The 18,025-nt window shown below is 70.9% G+C and carries 21 protein-coding genes; 8 read left to right on the forward strand and 13 right to left on the reverse strand.

Annotated features, from left to right (window positions below):
* Nucleotides 1-123 precede the first annotated feature (123 nt).
* Both ABEE00_RS34985 and ABEE00_RS34990 read right to left on the reverse strand, forming a co-directional pair.
* Nucleotides 124-558 (reverse strand): ATP-binding protein, encoded by a 435-nt coding sequence (locus ABEE00_RS34985; protein ID WP_345749850.1) that lies wholly within the window; start codon nt 556-558, stop codon nt 124-126.
* Between the two features lie 184 nt (nt 559-742).
* Nucleotides 743-1,876 (reverse strand): adenosine deaminase, encoded by a 1,134-nt coding sequence (locus ABEE00_RS34990; RefSeq protein ID WP_345749851.1) that lies wholly within the window; start codon nt 1,874-1,876, stop codon nt 743-745.
* Between the two features lie 185 nt (nt 1,877-2,061).
* On the opposite strand from ABEE00_RS34990, the gene ABEE00_RS34995 reads away from it, so the two are divergent.
* Entirely contained in the window at nt 2,062-2,841 is a 780-nt protein-coding gene (locus ABEE00_RS34995) for an alpha/beta hydrolase (RefSeq protein ID WP_345749852.1), read from the forward strand.
* A gap of 153 nt (nt 2,842-2,994) precedes the next feature.
* On the opposite strand, the gene ABEE00_RS35000 is transcribed toward ABEE00_RS34995, so the two are convergent.
* Nucleotides 2,995-3,912 (reverse strand): class I SAM-dependent methyltransferase, encoded by a 918-nt coding sequence (locus ABEE00_RS35000; protein WP_345749853.1) that lies wholly within the window; start codon nt 3,910-3,912, stop codon nt 2,995-2,997.
* Between the two features lie 109 nt (nt 3,913-4,021).
* Here ABEE00_RS35000 and ABEE00_RS35005 point away from each other — a divergent pair, with 109 nt between their 5' ends.
* Entirely contained in the window at nt 4,022-4,630 is a 609-nt protein-coding gene (locus tag ABEE00_RS35005) for a helix-turn-helix domain-containing protein (protein WP_345749854.1), read from the forward strand.
* A gap of 6 nt (nt 4,631-4,636) precedes the next feature.
* On the opposite strand, the gene ABEE00_RS35010 is transcribed toward ABEE00_RS35005, so the two are convergent.
* Nucleotides 4,637-5,674 (reverse strand): LysR family transcriptional regulator, encoded by a 1,038-nt coding sequence (locus ABEE00_RS35010; protein WP_345749855.1) that lies wholly within the window; start codon nt 5,672-5,674, stop codon nt 4,637-4,639.
* Between the two features lie 93 nt (nt 5,675-5,767).
* Between ABEE00_RS35010 and ABEE00_RS35015 the strand changes: the two genes are divergently transcribed.
* Complete coding sequence (locus ABEE00_RS35015) at nt 5,768-7,051, forward strand: MFS transporter (RefSeq protein WP_345749856.1); 1,284 nt, start codon at nt 5,768-5,770, stop codon at nt 7,049-7,051.
* 175 nt (nt 7,052-7,226) lie between these two features.
* Here ABEE00_RS35015 and ABEE00_RS35020 read toward each other — a convergent pair whose 3' ends face one another.
* From ABEE00_RS35020 to ABEE00_RS35050, 7 genes are all read right to left on the reverse strand, one after another.
* Nucleotides 7,227-7,823: a Uma2 family endonuclease gene (locus ABEE00_RS35020; protein WP_345749857.1), complete on the reverse strand. Its 597-nt coding sequence runs from the start codon at nt 7,821-7,823 to the stop codon at nt 7,227-7,229.
* 96 nt (nt 7,824-7,919) lie between these two features.
* Nucleotides 7,920-9,197 (reverse strand): thymidine phosphorylase, encoded by a 1,278-nt coding sequence (locus tag ABEE00_RS35025; RefSeq protein ID WP_345749886.1) that lies wholly within the window; start codon nt 9,195-9,197, stop codon nt 7,920-7,922.
* A gap of 64 nt (nt 9,198-9,261) precedes the next feature.
* Nucleotides 9,262-9,669, reverse strand: a complete 408-nt coding sequence (locus ABEE00_RS35030; protein ID WP_345749858.1) for a cytidine deaminase — start codon at nt 9,667-9,669, stop codon at nt 9,262-9,264.
* Nucleotides 9,666-10,946, reverse strand: coding sequence for an ABC transporter permease (locus ABEE00_RS35035; RefSeq protein ID WP_345749859.1), 1,281 nt, complete (start codon nt 10,944-10,946; stop codon nt 9,666-9,668). The genes ABEE00_RS35030 and ABEE00_RS35035 overlap by 4 nt, the downstream gene beginning before the upstream one ends.
* Complete coding sequence (locus ABEE00_RS35040) at nt 10,943-12,088, reverse strand: ABC transporter permease (protein WP_345749860.1); 1,146 nt, start codon at nt 12,086-12,088, stop codon at nt 10,943-10,945. The genes ABEE00_RS35035 and ABEE00_RS35040 overlap by 4 nt, the downstream gene beginning before the upstream one ends.
* Nucleotides 12,085-13,716: an ABC transporter ATP-binding protein gene (locus ABEE00_RS35045; protein WP_345749887.1), complete on the reverse strand. Its 1,632-nt coding sequence runs from the start codon at nt 13,714-13,716 to the stop codon at nt 12,085-12,087. The genes ABEE00_RS35040 and ABEE00_RS35045 overlap by 4 nt, the downstream gene beginning before the upstream one ends.
* 61 nt (nt 13,717-13,777) lie before the next feature.
* Entirely contained in the window at nt 13,778-14,821 is a 1,044-nt protein-coding gene (locus tag ABEE00_RS35050) for a BMP family lipoprotein (RefSeq protein ID WP_345749861.1), read from the reverse strand.
* A 183-nt stretch (nt 14,822-15,004) separates the two neighbouring features.
* Between ABEE00_RS35050 and ABEE00_RS35055 the strand changes: the two genes are divergently transcribed.
* Nucleotides 15,005-15,418, forward strand: coding sequence for a hypothetical protein (locus ABEE00_RS35055; RefSeq protein WP_345749862.1), 414 nt, complete (start codon nt 15,005-15,007; stop codon nt 15,416-15,418).
* Between the two features lie 218 nt (nt 15,419-15,636).
* Nucleotides 15,637-16,065 carry a PaaI family thioesterase gene (locus ABEE00_RS35060; protein WP_345749863.1) on the forward strand — a complete coding sequence of 143 codons (429 nt, stop codon included), beginning with the start codon at nt 15,637-15,639 and terminating at the stop codon, nt 16,063-16,065.
* Between the two features lie 32 nt (nt 16,066-16,097).
* Here ABEE00_RS35060 and ABEE00_RS35065 read toward each other — a convergent pair whose 3' ends face one another.
* Both ABEE00_RS35065 and ABEE00_RS35070 read right to left on the reverse strand, forming a co-directional pair.
* Nucleotides 16,098-16,367, reverse strand: a complete 270-nt coding sequence (locus ABEE00_RS35065) for a hypothetical protein (RefSeq protein ID WP_345749864.1) — start codon at nt 16,365-16,367, stop codon at nt 16,098-16,100.
* Complete coding sequence (locus tag ABEE00_RS35070) at nt 16,367-16,588, reverse strand: hypothetical protein (RefSeq protein ID WP_345749865.1); 222 nt, start codon at nt 16,586-16,588, stop codon at nt 16,367-16,369. The genes ABEE00_RS35065 and ABEE00_RS35070 overlap by 1 nt, the downstream gene beginning before the upstream one ends.
* Nucleotides 16,589-16,728: 140 nt before the next feature.
* On the opposite strand from ABEE00_RS35070, the gene ABEE00_RS35075 reads away from it, so the two are divergent.
* From ABEE00_RS35075 to ABEE00_RS35085, 3 genes are read left to right on the forward strand one after another with little or no spacing between them, the layout of a single operon-like run.
* The gene (locus ABEE00_RS35075) at nt 16,729-17,673 is read left to right on the forward strand and encodes a helix-turn-helix domain-containing protein (protein WP_345749866.1); all 945 of its coding nucleotides are present in this window, start codon (nt 16,729-16,731) and stop codon (nt 17,671-17,673) included.
* Complete coding sequence (locus tag ABEE00_RS35080) at nt 17,636-17,770, forward strand: DUF397 domain-containing protein (RefSeq protein WP_345749867.1); 135 nt, start codon at nt 17,636-17,638, stop codon at nt 17,768-17,770. The genes ABEE00_RS35075 and ABEE00_RS35080 overlap by 38 nt, the downstream gene beginning before the upstream one ends.
* Nucleotides 17,771-17,795: 25 nt before the next feature.
* Complete coding sequence (locus ABEE00_RS35085) at nt 17,796-17,990, forward strand: DUF397 domain-containing protein (protein ID WP_345749868.1); 195 nt, start codon at nt 17,796-17,798, stop codon at nt 17,988-17,990.
* The last annotated feature ends 35 nt before the right edge of the window (nt 17,991-18,025 follow it).

The raw sequence follows: 18,025 nt of genomic DNA on the forward strand, positions 1-18,025 counted from the left end.
GTGGCGGGGCGCCCCGCTCCGGCTGGGCCCGCTTGGCGCGCCCCCCACACGGGCCCACGGGCGGCCGGGCCCCCGTGCACTGGGCGCGGGGCCGCCGTTCCGGTACGTAGCGGCAGGGGCGTCTCAGCCGAGCGGGTTCACCGCGCCCGGGGCGTCCTTCAGTGCGCCGCCGCCGAGCTCGTCGGCCGCGCCGCCGGCCAGGCTGCCCGCGTCGCCGGCCACCGGCAGGCCGCCGAGCAGCTTCTTGGCCGGGCCGGGCTTCTGCTGCTCCCCGCCCAGCGCGGAGTCCTTCTCATCGAGCAGGCGGTCCGTGGTGTCCGGCAGATCGCGCGCCGCACCGGCGGTGAGGTCCTGCGCCTCGCCGGCCAGCTCGGGGGATCCGGTGGGCAGGCCCTCGGCGAGGGACTCGACCGGGGCGCCCTCCACGGCACCGGCGGTGGTGTCGGCGAGGGTGCCGACGGTCTCTGCGGTGTCGGCCGAGGCGACACCGGTGCCGGCGGCGACGAAGGCGGCGCCGAGGGCGGCGACACCGAGGCTCTTCTTGGTTCCCTGCTTCATCAGTAACTACGTCCTCGTGGATGTGGGTTGAGCAGCCCGGCGAACGTAGCCACGTATTTGGATAACCGGCAAACACCGCGACGCGTCCGAGAGTCGGCGGCGTAACCCCGGGAAAGCGCCGCACACGAGCCTTTCCCGGGGCGGACGGTCGCCCATTTCCCTCGGCGAAGCCGCTGGTCAGCGACTAGCGCGAAGGGGCCTCGCCGAACAGCCACTCCGAGCGCAAAGCCGCGTAACCAGGCTTGATGACCTCGTTGATCATGGCGAGACGTTCATCAAAAGGAATGAAGGCGGACTTCATCGCATTGACGGTGAACCATTGCATGTCATCGAGCGTATAGCGGAATGTCTCCACAAGACGCTCGAATTCCAGGCTCATCGTCGTACCGCTCATAAGGCGGTTGTCGGTGTTCACCGTGGCGCGGAAATGCAGCCGGCGCAGAAGGCCGATGGGGTGTTCCGCGTACGAAGTGGCCGCGCCGGTCTGGAGGTTGGAGCTCGGGCACAGCTCCAGCGGGATGCGCTTGTCCCGCACGTACGAGGCGAGGCGGCCGAGCTTCACGCTGCCGTCGTCGGCGACCTTCATGTCGTCGACGATCCGCACGCCGTGGCCGAGCCGGTCGGCGCCGCACCACTGGAGCGCCTGCCAGATCGAGGGAAGCCCGAAGGCCTCGCCAGCGTGGATGGTGAAGTGGTTGTTCTCCCGCTTCAGGTACTCGAACGCGTCCAGGTGCCGGGTGGGCGGGTGGCCCGCCTCGGCGCCGGCGATGTCGAAGCCGACGACGCCGACGTCGCGGTAGCGGTTGGCGAGTTCGGCGATCTCCAGGGCGCGCGCCGCGTGCCGCATCGCGGTGAGCAGGGAGCCCACCCGGATGCGGTTGCCGTCGGCCCGGGCACGGCGCTCGCCCTCGCGGAAGCCCTCGGAGACGGCCTCGACGACCTGCTCCAGGGTGAGGCCGCCCTCCAGGTGCTGCTCGGGCGCGTACCGCACCTCGGCGTAGACCACGCCGTCGGCGGCGAGGTCCTCGGCGCACTCGGCGGCGACCCGGAAGAGCGCGTCGCGGGTCTGCATGACGCCGACGGTGTGGGTGAACGTCTCCAGGTAGCGCTCCAGCGACCCGGAGTCGGCCGACTCGCGGAACCACGTCTCCAGGCGGTCCGCGTCGTGCTCGGGAAGGGCGTCGTAACCGCTCTCGCGGGCGAGTTCGACGATGGTGCCGGGGCGGAGTCCTCCGTCGAGGTGATCGTGGAGGAGGACCTTCGGAGCCCGCCGGATGTGTTCCGGCGTCGGGACGGTGATGGTGGTCTCGCTCGTCATCTCGGTACTGTAGCGCCTACGCGCGTAGACGCAACGGGCGGCGAGGGGACCGCGCGCGTCCCGGTCGCCTTCTGCGTCAACTGCGGTACGCGGGGCCCCACTTGACCCGTAGCCGGAGCGCTTCGATACGTAATGGTGATCCCCCCGAACGGTCCGTACACCTCCGCTTCTGCCATGGTTCTGCCATGGCTCAGCGAGCGTTGCCGGAATCCGGGCGTGACCAGACCCGGGTGGCGAGACTGGGGCGGCGTACGGGTGCCGCCGAGGCCGAAGGAGCACCTGGCGCCGTGCTGTTGCTGCTGCCGGGCGGCGGGGTGGAGCGCAGCGCGCGGCGGCCCGCGCCGGGCGCGGGGGTGCGGGCGCTGACGCTGGCGCGCCGGCTGGTGGCGGGGGCCACCGACGAGGTGCTGGTGGGCCACGTGGTGCGGTACCGCTGTCGCGGGTGGAACGACGCCGCGGCCGATCCCGTACGGGACGCCGAGTGGGCGCTGGACGAGGTCGTGCGGCGGTACGGGGATGTGCCGGTGTGTCTGGCCGGGGTCGACATGGGGGCGCGGGCGGCGCTGCGGGCCGCGGGGCATCCGGCGGTGGCCGGGGTGCTGGGGCTCGGGCCGCTGCTGCCGGCTGCGGGCGTGGACGAGGAGCCGGTGCGGCAGCTCACCGGGCGGCGGGTGCTGATCGTGCACGGTACGGATGATGTGCGGACCGATCCGGAGCTGTCCTATCGGCTGGCGGAGCGGGCGAAGAAGGTGAACGCGGATGTGTGCCGCTTCGAGGTGCACACCGACGGGCACGGGCTGCGGCAGCGGCGGGCCGAAGTGGTGGCGCTGGGGCGGGACTTCGTGGGGGGCGTGTTGTGTGGGCGGGACTTCGCGCGGCCCGTTGTCGATGCGATGGCTGCGCCGCCGCCGCTGGGCTTGCGGATGCCGCTCGCCGAGGGCTTCGGGAGGTCCTTGCGGCCCTGAGCCCGCGGCGCTTCGGGGCTGCGCCCCGGGGTGCGATTCGGGGCTTCGCCCCGGGCCCCCGTTGGGTGCGGGGCTGGGCGGGTGCCGGGGCTTACGTCCGCTGTGCCCACCCGTTCCGCCCCTGCGGAACGATTGCCCACAGCTAATTGGGGGTCAGGCTCGGGCCACGTGGACTGTCGTCGCTGACAAGTAGAACGTGTCCTGGCGGGTCCCGATGTACGCCGGGGTCCCCGGGGTCAGCAGGGCGTCCAAGGTCTCGCGGTCCTCTGGCGACAGGGAGTCGGAAAGGCTTTCGCGGGAGCGGGTCAAGTGGGCCTGCACGTGGGCCCGGGCGTCATCCCGCAGCGGGGGCCGGAGTTCCGTGAGGAAGGTGCGGGTCTCCACGTGCTCCAGGCCCGCGGCAACAAGCATCGCGGGCCAGTCCTCGGTGACCGCCACATGCCCCGGCAGCGACTCCCGCATCGCGGTGAACCACTCCGTCTGCGCCGCGTCCAGCCGCTCCTGGAGCCCGGGCCGGCCCGTACCGATGTCGCGCGGCAGGAAGCGCGGGCCGAGGCCGCCCTCGGACAGCGCCAGCAGGCCGCCGGGGCGCAGGGCGCGCGCCAGTCCGTCGAGCGCGGCCTGCTGGTCGCCGAGGTGGTGCACCACGCGCCGGCTCCAGACGAGGTCGGCCTCCCCCTCGCCGAGCGCGCCGAAGCCCTCGTCGAGGTCGGCCTGCTCGGTGCCGACGCGGTCGGCGAGGCCGAGCGAGGCGGCGCGGGCGCGAGCCCGCTCCAGCAGCGCGGCCTCGCCGTCGTACGCCACCACCCGCGCGGCCGGGAAGGCGCGCGCGAGCTGGGCGGTGACCACGCCGGGCCCGGCGCCGACGTCCAGTACGCGGCGTACCGCCTCTCCCCCGCAGCCGCTCTCCAGCAGGTGCCCGCGCAGCCAGGCGAGCGTCTCCCCTGTGGCCTCCTCGTGCAGCGCCGCCTCGCGTTCCAGGTGCTCGGCCATGGCCTCCCAGTCCAGGTCGGAGCCGTGTCCGTGTGCGTGCCCGTGCCCGTGTCCGTGACCGTGTGCGTGTCCGCTCATCGCCTGCTCCTCGTCTCCTTCGGCCGGGGGTCCTCCGCATCGTGCGCCTCCGTACCGGTTACAGCAACGAACGTTGCCGTTTCCGGGACGTCCGGCGTCAGATGGAGGCATGGCTGAGGACGAAGAGCGGGCGCGGTCGGTGGCGGGCGTGCTGGAGGGCGTGGGCCCGCGGCTGAAGCGGATCCGTACGGAGCGCGGCGTGACGCTCGCGGCGCTCTCCGAGACGACCGGGATCTCCAAGAGCACGCTCTCGCGGCTGGAGTCCGGCGGGCGGCGGCCCTCGCTCGAGCTCCTGCTGCCCATCGCGCGGGCGCACCGCGTCGCGCTGGACGAGCTGGTGGGAGCGCCGGAGACGGGCGATCCGCGGGTGCGGCTGGCCCCGCGCACGGTCCAGGGCAGAACGGTGGTGCCGCTGACCCGCAGGCCGGGCGGGCTCCAGGCGTACAAGATGGTGCTGCCGCCGCACGCGGGCGAGCCGGAGCCGCGTACGCACGAGGGCTACGAGTGGATGTACGTGCTGGACGGGCGGCTGCGGCTGGTGCTGGCCGAACACGATCTGGTGCTGGAGGCGGGCGAGGCGGCGGAGTTCGACACGCGGCTGCCGCACTGGTTCGGCGCGGCGGGCGACCGGCCGGTGGAGCTGCTGAGCCTGTTCGGCGCGCAGGGCGAGCGGATGCACGTACGGGCCAAGCCCCGGTCGCGGGGCGGGAGTTCGTGACCCGTCTCAGAAGGACAGCAGCTTGCCGCGCCGGCCCAGCAGGAACTGCTTGAAGGCCGCGACCGGCGGCGTCTCCGGCTGTCCGGCGCGCCAGGCGAGCCCGATCTCGCGGACCGCGCGCGGCGCGGTGACGGTCAGCTCCCGTACGCCGGGGCGGGTGATCACCGGCGGCGGCAGCAGCGCGACGCCGAGGCCCGCCGCGACCAGGCCGCGTGCCGTCTCCGCCTCCTCGCCCTCGAAGGCGATGCGCGGCTTGAACCCGGCCTGCGCGCACAGGTCGTCCAGGATGCGCCGCATCCCGTAGCCGCGCTCCAGCGTCACGAAGGACTCGTCGGCGGCCTCGGCGAGCCTGATGCGCTTGCGGGCCGCGAGCGGGTGGTCGTCGGGTACGACCAGGCGCAGCCGCTGCTCGTCGAGGCGGCGCGCGACCAGATCGGGCGCGTCGGGAACGGGCGAGGTCAGGCACAGGTCCAGCTCGCCGGCGCGGAGCTTGTCCAGCATCGCCTGGCCGTAGTTCTGCACGAGGGAGAAGCGGACCCGCGGGTGCTCGGCGCGGAACTCGCGCAGCAGGCTGGGCACGGTCTCCCAGCCGAGTGTGTGCAGGAAGCCGAAGGCGACCTTGCCGCTGGCGGGGTCGGTGTCGGCGCGTACGGATTCGGCGGCCTGTTCCACGGCGGACAGCGCGCGCTCGGCGGCGGTGAGGAAGGTGCGGCCCGCCGGGGTGAGCGACAGGGTGCGGCCGTGCCGCGCGAACAGGGTCACCCCGAGGTCGGTCTCCAGGCGGGTGAGGGCGCGGCTCAGGGTGGACTGGGGGACGCCGAGTTCGCGCGCGGCGCGTGTCACGTGCTCGTGCCGGGCCACGGCCACGAACTGGGCCAGCCGCGGGGTGAGTTGGGCCGCCCACTCGCCGGGGGCGGCGGGCTCGGGCGCTGGCTGCTGCGCGGCGCGGTTCCGGCGGGCCGTGCTCCTGCCGCTCCCGCCGCGCTCCCGACCTGCTGCGCGCGGTGTGACGGAAGTGTCTTTTTCGTTGCGCGGTGATGACATGGGCCGTCCTCAACTGCGGTGATGCGTGAGTGGAACGGTAGCCGACGCTTTGTGCATTGGACGCATGAACCTGCCATTCGTAGGTTCGTAGACATGCCTCCTGCTGATACCAAGGCGTCCACCGCGGTGGACGCCGCCTCTGCGCCCTCTCTCCCTTCCGGCCCGCCCTCCGACGCGCACAAGCTCAGCCCCGGTGACCCCGGGCACGGGCGTATGCGTCTGGCGCTGTTCGCCGCGGGCCTGGCGACCTTCGCGCTGCTCTACTCCACGCAGGCGCTGCTCCCCGAGATCTCCCGCGAGCTGGGGGCCACCCCCGACCAGGCGAGCTGGACCGTCTCCGGGTCCACCATCGGCCTGGCCGTCGCGGTGCTGCCGCTCTCCGGGCTCTCCGAGCGCTTCGGGCGGCGCCGCATGCTGAGCGTGTCGATGGCGGTGGCGGTGCTGCTCGCGCTCGTCATCCCGTTCGCGCCGAACCTGGGTTCGCTGATCGCGCTGCGTACGCTGCAGGGCGCGGCGATCGCGGGCGTACCGGCCTCGGCGATGGCCTTCCTCGCCGACGAGGTGCGGGCGCGCCATCTGGTCGGCGCGACCGGGCTGTTCGTCGCGGGCAACAGCGTGGGCGGCATGAGCGGGCGGATCCTCACCGGCTGGGTGACGGAGGCATGGGGCTGGCGCGCCGGGCTCGGCGCGGTGGCCTTCACCTCGCTGCTGTGCATGATCGCGTTCCTGATGCTGGTGCCGCGGGCGCGCAACTTCACGCCCGCGCGGGTGAGTGCGGGGCAGTTGCTGCGTACGGCGGGCATGCATCTGCGCAATCCGCTGCTGCTGCGGCTGTACGCGATCGGGCTGCTGTTCATGAGCGTGTTCGGCGCGGTCTACACGGTGATCGGCTATCGGCTGGTGGAGGAGCCGTTCAACCTCTCGCAGGGGCTGGTCGGTTCGATCTTCGTGATCTACCTCGTGGGCACGGTGTCCTCGTCCACGGCTGGGCGGCTGAACGCCCGGCTCGGGCGGCGCGGGACGCTCTACCTGGGCATCGGGACGGTGTCCGCCGGGCTCCTGCTGAGCCTCGCCGACTCCGTCGTCGCGGTGGCCGGCGGCCTGGTGCTGATCACCGCGGGCTTCTTCGCGGGGCACTCGGTCGCGTCCGGCTCGGTGAGCAGTACGGCGACTGAGGGGCGGGCGCAGGCTCAGGCCCTTTACCAGATGGCCTATTACGTGGGCTCGTCCGTGGGCGGCGCGCTGGGCGCGGCGGCCTTTGCCGGCGGGGGCTGGGCGGCGACGGTCGCGCTGACCCTGCTGTCCATGGTGCTGGCGGCCGGCGTGACGCTGTACGCCTCGCGGAAGGCGGTGGTGGCGCGGCGCGCGGCTGCGTAACGCTTCGCTTTAAGGGCCGCCCAACCCCGCGGGGTTGGGCGGCCCTTGTGTGCGCCTGCGCGGGTGCGGAGTGGGTGGGCCTCGCGGCTTGCGGTTCCGGTGTGCCCGCCCGTTCCGCCCCTAGCGGAACGCACGCCCACACCTGGGTGGTGGGAGGGGGCGGCGAGGCCTTGCGTTAGTCCGTGGGCCAGACCGAGGTGTCGAGGGTGAGCTCGAAAGGCTTGGGCAGGTGGAGCTCCTCGCCGAACTTCACGGTGCTGAGCACGCGGTAGAGGTCACGCCTGGGCTCTCCGTAAAGGGTGGCGGTGGGGCCCCCGGGCGAAAAGCGGTCGACCAAGAGGTAGAGCGGCGCACGGGCCCAGGCATACAGCCCGGCCTTGACGATCCGGTCCTGGTTCGCGTTCGACCGGGAGGTCACCTCGACGACGAGCTCGGTCGCCGCAGCCGGGACATAGTTGCCACGGCCGTCTGCGCGCACCACTTCGCGGGCTACGACCGTGAGGTCGGGCATAAAGAGGCTGGTGCGGGAGGGGATGGCAACGCCCAGGGTCTGGTAGACGCCCCAGTGTTCCGGAGTTACCGAGTACAGACGGCGATGGACCAGCTCGGCAATCTCGTTGTGATTGTTGGCGGGCGGTGGCGACACGGTGACGATCCCCTCGATGATCTCCACCTTGCAGCCCTCGGGGGCGTCCGTCTCCTCCCAGAGACGGACGGCCTCGTCCCACTCGTCGCTGTGGCCAGACGTGTGGTCGACGCTGAGTGCGCTCATGGCGGTCTCCTTAGCTGGAACGTCACCGATCCCAGCATGCCGAACAAGTCCGCGAAGGGGCCACTCATCGCGTTCACCCGTAAGTGAATTCCCTCCTCAGCTGATGCGGTCCAGGATGATCGACGGGCGTTCGTAGTCCACCGCGCCGGGGGTCAAGGAGATCGCGTCGGTCAGCGCCTCCTCTGCGTACGGGAAAGAGGCCGGGGTGTCCGTGTGGAGGGTCAGCAGGGGCTCGCCCTCCTTTACGTAGTCGCCTGGCTTTGCGTGGAGTTCCACGCCCGCGCCCGCCTGCACCGGGTCCTCCTTGCGCGCGCGGCCCGCGCCCAGGCGCCAGGCCGCGAGGCCCACGGCGTATGCGTCGAGGCGGGTCAGGGTGCCCGAGGAAGGCGCGGGGACCACCTGGCGCTCGCGGGCCACGGGGAGCTCCGCATCCGGGTCGCCGCCCTGCGCCGCGATCATGCGCCGCCAGTGGTCCATCGCGCTGCCGTCGGAGAGCGCCTTCGCGGGGTCGGCGTCGGACAGGCCCGCGGCGTCCAGCATCTCGCGGGCCAGCGCGAGGGTCAGCTCGACGACGTCGGAGGGGCCGCCGCCCGCCAGGACCTCGACGGACTCGCGCACCTCCAGCGCGTTGCCGGCCGTCAGGCCGAGCGGGGTGGACATGTCGGTGAGCAGCGCCGTCGTCCGTACACCCTGGTCGTTGCCCAACTCGACCATCGTGGAGGCGAGTTCGCGCGCGTCCTTCTGGTCCTTCATGAAGGCGCCGGAACCGGTCTTCACGTCCAGCACCAGCGAGCCCGTGCCCTCGGCGATCTTCTTGCTCATGATCGAGGCGGCGATCAGCGGGATGGACTCGACGGTGCCGGTCACATCGCGCAGCGCGTAGAGCTTCTTGTCGGCGGGGGCGAGCCCCGAGCCCGCCGCGCAGACCACCGCGCCGACCGAGTCGAGGATCTCCATCATCTCGTCGTTGCCGAGCGAGGCGCGCCAGCCCGGGACGGCCTCCAGCTTGTCGAGGGTGCCGCCGGTGTGGCCGAGGCCGCGGCCCGAGAGCTGCGGTACGGCGGCGCCGCACGCCGCGACCAGCGGGGCCAGCGGCAGCGTGATCTTGTCGCCGACGCCGCCCGTGGAGTGCTTGTCGGCGGTGGGCCGGGAGAGCGGCGAGAAGTCCATCCGCTCGCCCGAGGCGATCATCGCGGAGGTCCAGCGGGCGGTCTCCGTGCGCGACATGCCGCGCAGCAGGATCGCCATCGCCAGCGCCGACATCTGCTCGTCGGCCACTTCGCCGCGGGTGTACGCGTCGATGACCCAGTCGATCTGCTCGTCCGTCAGCGTCCCGCCGTCCCGCTTCGTACGGATGACGGAAATGGCGTCCATGGCCATGGCGAACGGCTCCTCACGGATCGGGAATGGGGGTGAAGGGGGAACGTGCAGCGGCGGCTCAGCGTGCCAAGTCCTCGGGGCCGAACGCCTGCGGCAGCAGGTCGGCCAGCTTGAGGACGCCGGCCGGGGTGTCCATCAGCAGCCCGGGGCCGCCGTGTTCCCACAGGAGCTGGCGGCAGCGGCCGCACGGCATCAGCACCTCGCCGTTGCGGTCGGCGCAGGTGAAGTGGGTGAGCCGCCCGCCGCCCGTGTCGTGCAGCGCGGACACCAGACCGCACTCGGCGCACAGGGCCACCCCGTACGCCGCGTTCTCCACGTTGCAGCCGGTGAGGACGCGCCCGTCGTCGGCCAGCGCGGCGGCGCCCACGGGGAAGTGGGAGTACGGCGCGTACGCCCGCCGCATCGCCTCCCTGGCCGCCGACCGCAGCGCCTCCCACACATCGCCGTCTGCGGAATCCTGCGTCATGCGCCCTCGCCCTTCCGGTACTGCAGTCCGTCGGCCTTCGGCATCCGAAGGCGCTGTGCGGAGAGTGCCAGCACCAGCAGCGTCGCCACGTACGGCGCGGCGGTCACGAACTGGCTGGGCACCTCGTTCACGGACAGGTACCACACGAGCAGCCCGGCACCCGCGATTCCGGCGGCCAGCGCGGTGAGGTAGGTGCGCCGGTAGAGGCACCACAGCACGGCCAGCGCCAGCAGGATCGCGAGGAGCAGGAGCAGCGCGTGCACGTTCTGGCCGCCGCCGCGCAGGTTGAGGCTGTCGGTGTAGCCGAAGAGGCCCGCGCCCATCGCCATGCCGCCGGGCGTCCAGTTGCCGAAGATCATGGCGGCCAGGCCGATGTAGCCGCGGCCCCCGGTCTGGCCCTCCTGGTAGATGTTCGAGGCGACCATGGCGATGAAGGCGCCGCCGAGCCCCGCGCAGCCCCCGGAGATCAGCACGGCCAGGTACTTGTAGCGGTAGACGTTCACGCCGAGGGTCTCGGCGGCCACCGGGTTCTCCCCGCAGGAGCGCAGCCGCAGCCCGAACGAGGTCCCGCGCAGCACCCACCAGCTCAGCGGCACCAGGGCCACCGCGACCACGGTGAGCAGCGACAGGTTGGTGATCAGCCCGCCCAGGAAGCCGGCCAGGTCGGAGACCAGGAACCAGTGTTTCCCGTTGAGTTCGTCCAGCCAGGGGGAGAGCCCCGGCACGGTGATGGAGTCGATGTCCGCGATGGTCGGCGACTGCTTCACGGTGCCGCCCGGCATGTGGGCGAAGGTGAAGCTGGAGAGGTAGCGGGTGACGCCCACGGCGAGGACGTTGATGGCCACGCCGGACACGATGTGGTTGACGCCGAAGGTCACGGTGGCGATCGCGTGGACGAGCCCGCCCAGCGCGCCGCCCACGATCCCGGCCAGCACACCGGTCCACGGGCCCCACTGCACGGCGGCCCAGGCACCGGTCCAGCTACCGAGGATCATCATCCCCTCGAGCCCGATGTTGATCACGCCGGACCGCTCGGCCCAGACGCCGCCGAGTCCCGCCAGGCCGATGGGCACGGCCAGTTGGAGCGCGGTGGAGACCTGCCCCGTCGAGGTGATCCCCTCGGCGCCGGTGATCATCCGGACCACCGAGAACAGCACGAGCACGCCAGCGGCGGCCACCATCGCCTGCGCGAGGGTGAACCTGCGGCGGCCGGTGCGCCGCGCGGGCTTCGGTGCCGGTGAGGGAGCCGCCGCCTGGCTGTCGGTGACGGCGCTCATGCGGAGGCCCCCTTCGTCCCCGTACCGGATCCGTCGGCGGAAGCGCCGAACTCGGCTTCCGCCGCCGCCAGTTCCTCGCCCACCCGCTGCTGCTGGCGGCGCAGCCCGTAGCGGCGTACGGACTCGTAGCTGACCACCACGGCGATCACGATGAGGCCCTGCATGATGGTGGCGATCTCCTTCTCGTACCCGTTGAAGTCGAGCGTCGCCGAGGCCTTGTCCAGGAACGCGATCAGCAGCGCGCCGAGTGCGATGCCGACCGGGTGGTTGCGGCCGAGCAGCGCGATGGTGATGCCGGTGAAGCCGATCCCGGCCGGAAAGTCGAGGCTGTAGGTGTGCGCGTCGCCGAGCAGCACCGGCATGCCCGCGAGCCCGGCGACAGCGCCGGAGATCACCATGCTGGTGAACACCATCCGCTTGGCGTCCACGCCGCTGGCCGCCGCCGCGCTCTGGCTGGCGCCGGTGGCCCGCAGGTCGAAGCCGAAGCGGGTGCGGCCGAGCACCAGCCAGTACAGGACGCCGCAGAGCGCGGCGATCACGATGAAGCCGTAAATGGTCCCGCCGGGACCGGTGTTGATGCCCGGGAACCATCCGGAGGACGGGATCTGTCCGGTGGTCAGGTTGTTGCCGCGCTGCTCGCCGAACTGCGCGGGCAGGATCATGTACGCGACGACGCTGGTGGCGATGGAGTTCAGCATGATCGTGGAGACGACCTCGCTGACCCCGCGGGTCACCTTCAACAGCCCCGCGATCCCGGCCCAGAAGGCGCCGGCGAGCATCGCGATCAGCATGATCAGCCCGACGTGCAGCGGCGCGGGCAGGCTGACCGAGGCGCCGACCACGGCGGCCAGCATCGCGGCGAGCCGGTACTGGCCGTCCACGCCGATGTTGAACAGGTTCATCCGGAAGCCGACGGCCACCGCGAGCGCCGCCAGGTAGTACGTGGTCGCCTGGTTGATGATCAGCACCTGGATGTCGGCGTTCGCCGCGTACTGGATCATCAGCGTGTACGGCTCGACCGGGCTGCGGCCCGAGGCGAGCAGCACCACCGAGGTGAGCACGACGGCGACGGCGATGGCGAGCACGGGGCCGCCGGCGGCGAGGATCAGCCGCTCCCTGTCGAACTTCGCAGGCTTCTTCACTGCTCCCCGCCCTCTTGAGCTCCGGGCGATCCGCCCTGGTCAGGCGCCTCCAGATGCCCGCTCGCCGCACCCGTCATCGCGGAGCCCAGCTCCTCCGGGGTGACCGTCGCAGGGTCCGCATCGGCCACCAGCCGTCCGTTGTAGATGACCCGCAACGTGTCGGAGAGGCCGATGAGTTCGTCCAGGTCGGCGGAGATCAGCAGCACCGCGAGACCCTCCCGCCTGGCCACCCGTATCTGCTCCCAGATCTGCGCCTGGGCCCCCACGTCCACGCCCCGGGTGGGGTGCGCGGCGATCAGGAACCGGGGGCCGTGGCTCATCTCCCGGCCCACGATCAGCTTCTGCTGGTTCCCGCCGGAGAGGCTGGCGGCCGTGACCTCGATGTTCGGGGTACGGACGTCGTACTCGGCGACGATCCGCTCGGTGTCCGCGCGCGCGGCCTTCAGATCCAGCAGGAAGCCCCCGAGCCCCAGAAAGCCCTTCCCCTTACGGGTGTTGGGCTCCTCGGTGACATGCCCCAGGATGCGGTTCTCCCACAGCGGGGCCTCCAGCAGCAGGCCGTGCCGGTGCCGGTCCTCGGGGATGTAGCCGACGCCGGCCTCGCGGCGCCTCCGGGTGGGGTACGAGGAGATGTCCTCCCCACCCAGCGTGACCGTCCCGGAGTCCGGCTGCCGCGTGCCGATCAGCGCCTCGATGAGCTCGGTCTGCCCGTTGCCCTCCACGCCCGCGAGGCCCAGCACCTCGCCCTCGCGGATGGTGAAGCCGATGCCGTCCAGCACCGTACGGGAGCCGTGCTCGGGGTCGTCGTCGGTGAGGGTCAGGCCCTCGACGCGTACGACCGCGTTCTCGGTCACGGTTGATTCGCGCAGCTCGGGAGTGGGGAGTTCGCTGCCCACCATCAGCTCGGCGAGCTGCCGGGTGCTGGTCTCCTCCGGCTTCACGGTGGCCACCGTCGTTCCCCTCCGGATGACGGTGATCTCGTCCGCGACCGACAGCACCTCGGCCAGCTTGTGCGAGATGAACAGCACGGTCAGGCCCTCGGCCGTCAGCTCCCGCAGGTTGGCGAAGAGCGCGTCGACCTCCTGCGGCACGAGGACGGCGGTGGGCTCGTCGAGGATCAGCGTGCGCGCGCCGCGGTAGAGCACCTTGAGGATCTCCACCCGCTGCCGGTCCGCGACGCCCAGGTCCTCGACCATCGCGTCCGGCCTGATGCCGAGCCCGTACGTGTCCGAGAGCTCGGCGATGCGGCGGCGGGCGCGCGCCCCGATGCCGTGCAGGGCCTCCGCGCCGAGCACGGTGTTCTCCAGCACGGTCAGGTTGTCGGCGAGCATGAAGTGCTGGTGCACCATGCCGATGCCGCGCGCGATGGCGTCGGCGGGGCTGTGCAGCACGGCCTGTTCGCCGGCGACCGAGATGCTGCCCTCGTCGGGCCGCTGCATCCCGTACAGGATCTTCATCAGGGTCGACTTGCCCGCGCCGTTCTCGCCGACGAGGGCGTGCACGGTGCCGCCGCGCACGGCGATGTCGATGTCGTGGTTGGCCACGACACCGGGGAACCGCTTGGTGATGCCGCGGAGTTCGACCGCGGGCGGCGCGGACGCCGCCGGCGGACTGCTGGAGCCAGAGATGACGCACTCTCCTCGGGGACCTGGACAGAAGTGAAACGCCCGCACACGGGGCGTCAGACCGTCAGGGTTTGGTCGCCACCTTGATCTTGCCGTCGACGATGTCCTTCTTCGCCTTCGCGACCGCGTCCTGGACGGACTTCATCTTCATGAACTCCGGGTTGGATGTGGCCAGTCCGACGCCGTTCTCGGCGAGGCTGTAGCGCTGCACGCCGCTCTGCGGCTTGCCGTCCTGCACCGACTGGATCAGCTTGAAGACGGAGTCCGAGACGTCCTTGGTCATCGACGTGAGGATGTACTTCTTGTACTTGGCCAGCGTCTTCTGCTTGTACTGGTCCGAGTCGACGCCGATGACCCACTTCTTGCGCCCGGCGGCCGCCTCGATCACGCCCTGCCCGGAGAGCCCGGCCGCGTGGTAGATCACGTCCGCGCCCGCGTCGAGCTGGCCCTTCGCGGCCTCCTTGCCGAGGTCCGGCTTGGAGAATCCGTCGGTGTTCGGCGGCTGCGTCAGATACTGCTTCTTCACCTTCACCGACTTGTCGGTGTCCCGTACACCCTGCAGGAATCCGGCCTCGAACTTCTGGATCAGCGGAACCTGCACGCCGCCCACGAAGCCGATCGTCTTCGACTTCGTCGTCTTCGCCGCGGCGACGCCCGCGAGATAGGAGCCCTGCTCCTCGTGGAACACCAGGTTGGCCACGTTCTTGGCCTTCACCGTGTCGTCGTCGATCAGCCCGAAGGTGGTCTTCGGATTCTCCTTCGCGGCCTTCTTCACGGCGGCGGCGTACGCGAATCCCACGCCGATGACGGGGCTGTAGCCCTGCCGCGCGAGCTCGTTCAGCCGGTTGAGCTTGTCCGCGTCGGCTTCGCCCTCGGAGGGCTCGACGTCCTGCCCCTTGAATCCGTACTTCTTCTCCGCCTTGGCCAGACCGGCGTACGCCGCGTCGTTGAAGGACTGATCGCCCCGCCCGCCGATGTCATAGGCGATGGCGGCGCCCTTCTTCTTGCTGGGGCCCTTGTCGGCGGTGGTACCGCCGCACGCGGTGGCGGTCAGTGCGAGAGCCGCGGTCACACCGACCACGGAGCTGAGCTTGGTTACGCGGCGCAAGAGGACGTCCCCTTCGGCTCATCCGGAAGCGCGACACCCCACGGGCGGCGCTGACTTGGCACGAAGATAACGCGCGTAGATTTCCGGTGAACACCCTGCGGCGGGCCGTTATCGGATCGGTGCCTATGTGCAACTCGGGGGTGGGCGGAGGATCTTGGTCTGCCCTTCATTACGCTCCGGCGGATGAGCAGCCAACCCACACGCGTCGCCTGGGAGAACGCGGCCCTCATGCTCGACGACGTGTACGGCTTCGTGTCCGTGGGCCCGAGGCAGCACCAGGACTGGCGCCGGGACGCGGTCCCGGTCCTGCGGCGGGAGGCCGAGGACCCCCGCGGCTGGCGGGGCGACCTGCCCGAGGAGCCCGAGCGGCACCAGGAGGGACCGTTCTACCCCTTCGAGCCGGTCACCCCCGAAGCGCTCGACGCGCACCTGTCCGAGATCACCCTGTCCTCCGCGACGAGCCTCGTCGCCCTCCTGTCAGCCGACGACCCGTTCTGGCCTCGCACGATCTCCAGGGAAACAAGAGCCTGCTCCCGCTCAGCGTGTACGGCTTCGACCTCGGATTCTTCGCGGTATCCCGTACGGAGGTCGGCGTGATCTGGGCGTTCGACGCGAGGTAGTCGCCTTCCCTTCCACGCCGAAGCAGCGCGAGCCCGGGAGGGGACACAGTCGTCGACAGGGCGGAACCGGATGGTTCAGCCTGGCTGGACTGTCGGGCGAGTACGGGAGGAAGCACGGTGCCGGATCAGACCTCCACACCTTCCCAACTGGCCGCTGCGAGCGCCGGGATGAGCGGGCTGGAAGCACTGCAAGCGATGGCTGACGGCCGATTCGACCACTGGAACAAGGAGCGGTACGCCGAGATCGGTCTGGAGCTGACCCACGCCGAGCCAGACCAGGTGACCATGACGTGGACACCGACACCCGCCACCCACAACTTCGCGGGTGGAGTGGACGGCGGCGTCATCGCCATGGTCCTGGATCAGGTGTGCTGCACCGCTGCCGCCACCCGGACCGCGCAGGCCACCGCGATGGTGACGCTCAGTCTGAACATCGACTTCACCAGAGCACCGCGAACGGGCCAGCCCCATGCAGTGCGCGGCGAACTGGTGCATGCCGGCCGTCACCGCATGCTCACCAACGGACACGTCTACGACAGCCAGGGCCGCACCGTGGCCCAGGCCGTCGGAGCCATCGTGCCCGGCGACCAGCTCGCCACCGCGCAGCCACCGGGCGAAGACTGACCTGCTATCGGAGGCAAGCTCGGAACCCACCGTCACAGATAGAGCTGGCGGTCGCAGTTGGCGCAGCGGGTCTTGCCGTGGTGGCGGCGGAGTACGCGGTGTTCGCAGCGGGGCGGGGCGAGTTGGGCTCTGGCCATGTGGGTCAGTTCTGCGAGGCATTGGGTGCAGGCGTACATGTGGGCCTCCCCCTCCGGCGTGCCGACCGGGCCGAGGCGCAGCACGCGTACGTTCTCGCGGCGGCAGTAGAGCCAGCATGTGCCGGTGCGCCATGTGTTGAGGCCGGCTGGCGGGATGGCGAGCATCAAGCGTTCGGCCCCCGCGTGAGGGCGGCGGTCAGGTCGCGGGCCGTCGGCAGGTTGCAGCGGCCCAGGTCCAGGAGCTGGCAGTTCGGGTCGCGGTCCGCGAATGCGACCGGGTCGACACGCAGGGAGGGCAGCACGATTCCCGCGCCCCGCAGCGCGTCGCCGAGGTCCTGGCACGCCTGGACGGCGGCCGCCGCGTGGTGGCCGTGATCCGTAGTCATTTCCGGTACTCCATCTGCCGTTCGGCTGCGCGTAGTTGAGGACCGTGGTTACGTTCCGTGAAAGAAGCATCGCCCTGGGGCGCCGGGCGCACAACGCGTGACCCGTGCCAGTCGCCCTCTGTCACAGCAGGAGGGGACCGATGAGCAGGCGAAACAGCGCGGGCGGGGAGGCGGCGACGACGGCCGCGGTGTTCGGTGAGCTGCTGCGGCACCTGCGCGAGGCGGCGGGCCTCACGCAGTGTGCGTTGGCGGCGCGCATTCCGTGCGATCGCTCGTACGTGGCACGGGTGGAGGCGGGGACGCGGGTCCCGTCCGACACGTTCGCCGCCACGTGCGACGAGGAGCTGCGTACGGGAGGTGTGCTCGCGCACCTGTGGGCGCGGATCGACTGGTATCCGGCGGTCCAGCATCCGGATTGGTTCGAGCGGCGGGCCCAGATGGACGCGCAGCTGGTGGCGCTGAAGCTGTTCCAGACACAAATGATGCCGGGGCTCTTGCAGTCGGAGCAGTACGCACGTGCGCAATTTGCTCAGGTGGATGGCCCCGAGCTGCTGGAGGAGCGCCTGTCTGCCCGGCTCAGTCGGCAGCAGCGCTTCCGGGATGCTGACGGCCCGCTTCTGATGGCCGTGCTCGATGAGAGTTCGCTCCGCAACGAAGTCGGCAGCGCAGAGGTGATGCATGCACAGTGCGCGCACCTGCTGTGGATGGGCGAACGTCCCAACATCCGGATTCAGGTGGCCTCGTTCAGTTCTCCGAGCCTCGTCCGCCCCAACACTTCGATGTCGTTGATCAAAATGCCGGATGGACGCGAGTGGGTGTACTCGGAATCGCTGGACTGCGGCCACTTCAGCGACGATCCAGCAGTACTCGCACGGCACACCCGGACGTACGATGTGCTCAGCGCGGACGCCATGTCCGCGTCCGATTCCGCCGCGCTGATCAGCGACGCAATGGAAGGGTACGGCCAGCATGGACACCGAAGGCCTCGACACCGCGACCTGGATCAAGAGCAGCTACAGCGGCAACAACGGCGGCGACTGCGTCGAGGTGGCCCCCGGTATCCCCGGCCTCGTCCCCGTACGTGACAGCAAGAACTCCGACGTTCAGCCTGTTGTCTTCTACGCCACGGCGTGGACGTCGTTCGTAGATGCGCTCAAGTCCGGGGCGTTCCCGCAGAGTTGAGCTCAGGCGCGGGCATCACCCATGCATGACCCTGACCTGGATCAAGAGCAGCTACAGCGGCGCGAATGGCGGCAACTGCGTCGAGATGGCGATCGGGGACCCCGACCTCGTACCCGTACGTGACAGCAAAGCCCCCGAACGCGCGACGCTCACGTTCAAGCGCGCGGGCTGGGATGCGTTCCTCCGCGGCGTGAAAACCGGAACGCTCGCGCACCCCTGACCCCGGCGCTCAAGGACCCAGACCCGAGCCGTGCC

Source organism: Streptomyces odontomachicola (assembly GCF_039605595.1).
Lineage (GTDB): Bacteria > Actinomycetota > Actinomycetes > Streptomycetales > Streptomycetaceae > Streptomyces.

Coding starts and splice junctions, on each gene's coding strand:
- ABEE00_RS35005 (WP_345749854.1), top strand. CDS start 4,022: ATGGCTGAGGACGAAGAGCGGGCGCGGTCGGTGGCGGGCGTGCTGGAG.
- ABEE00_RS35070 (WP_345749865.1), bottom strand. CDS start 16,588: ATGACTACGGATCACGGCCACCACGCGGCGGCCGCCGTCCAGGCGTGC.
- ABEE00_RS35025 (WP_345749886.1), bottom strand. CDS start 9,197: ATGGACGCCATTTCCGTCATCCGTACGAAGCGGGACGGCGGGACGCTG.
- ABEE00_RS35055 (WP_345749862.1), top strand. CDS start 15,005: ATGAGCAGCCAACCCACACGCGTCGCCTGGGAGAACGCGGCCCTCATG.
- ABEE00_RS35065 (WP_345749864.1), bottom strand. CDS start 16,367: ATGCTCGCCATCCCGCCAGCCGGCCTCAACACATGGCGCACCGGCACA.
- ABEE00_RS35030 (WP_345749858.1), bottom strand. CDS start 9,669: ATGACGCAGGATTCCGCAGACGGCGATGTGTGGGAGGCGCTGCGGTCG.
- ABEE00_RS34985 (WP_345749850.1), bottom strand. CDS start 558: ATGAAGCAGGGAACCAAGAAGAGCCTCGGTGTCGCCGCCCTCGGCGCC.
- ABEE00_RS35035 (WP_345749859.1), bottom strand. CDS start 10,946: ATGAGCGCCGTCACCGACAGCCAGGCGGCGGCTCCCTCACCGGCACCG.
- ABEE00_RS34990 (WP_345749851.1), bottom strand. CDS start 1,876: ATGACGAGCGAGACCACCATCACCGTCCCGACGCCGGAACACATCCGG.
- ABEE00_RS35020 (WP_345749857.1), bottom strand. CDS start 7,823: ATGAGCGCACTCAGCGTCGACCACACGTCTGGCCACAGCGACGAGTGG.
- ABEE00_RS35010 (WP_345749855.1), bottom strand. CDS start 5,674: ATGTCATCACCGCGCAACGAAAAAGACACTTCCGTCACACCGCGCGCA.
- ABEE00_RS35085 (WP_345749868.1), top strand. CDS start 17,796: ATGACCCTGACCTGGATCAAGAGCAGCTACAGCGGCGCGAATGGCGGC.
- ABEE00_RS35060 (WP_345749863.1), top strand. CDS start 15,637: ATGGCTGACGGCCGATTCGACCACTGGAACAAGGAGCGGTACGCCGAG.
- ABEE00_RS34995 (WP_345749852.1), top strand. CDS start 2,062: ATGGCTCAGCGAGCGTTGCCGGAATCCGGGCGTGACCAGACCCGGGTG.
- ABEE00_RS35075 (WP_345749866.1), top strand. CDS start 16,729: ATGAGCAGGCGAAACAGCGCGGGCGGGGAGGCGGCGACGACGGCCGCG.
- ABEE00_RS35015 (WP_345749856.1), top strand. CDS start 5,768: ATGCCTCCTGCTGATACCAAGGCGTCCACCGCGGTGGACGCCGCCTCT.
- ABEE00_RS35000 (WP_345749853.1), bottom strand. CDS start 3,912: ATGAGCGGACACGCACACGGTCACGGACACGGGCACGGGCACGCACAC.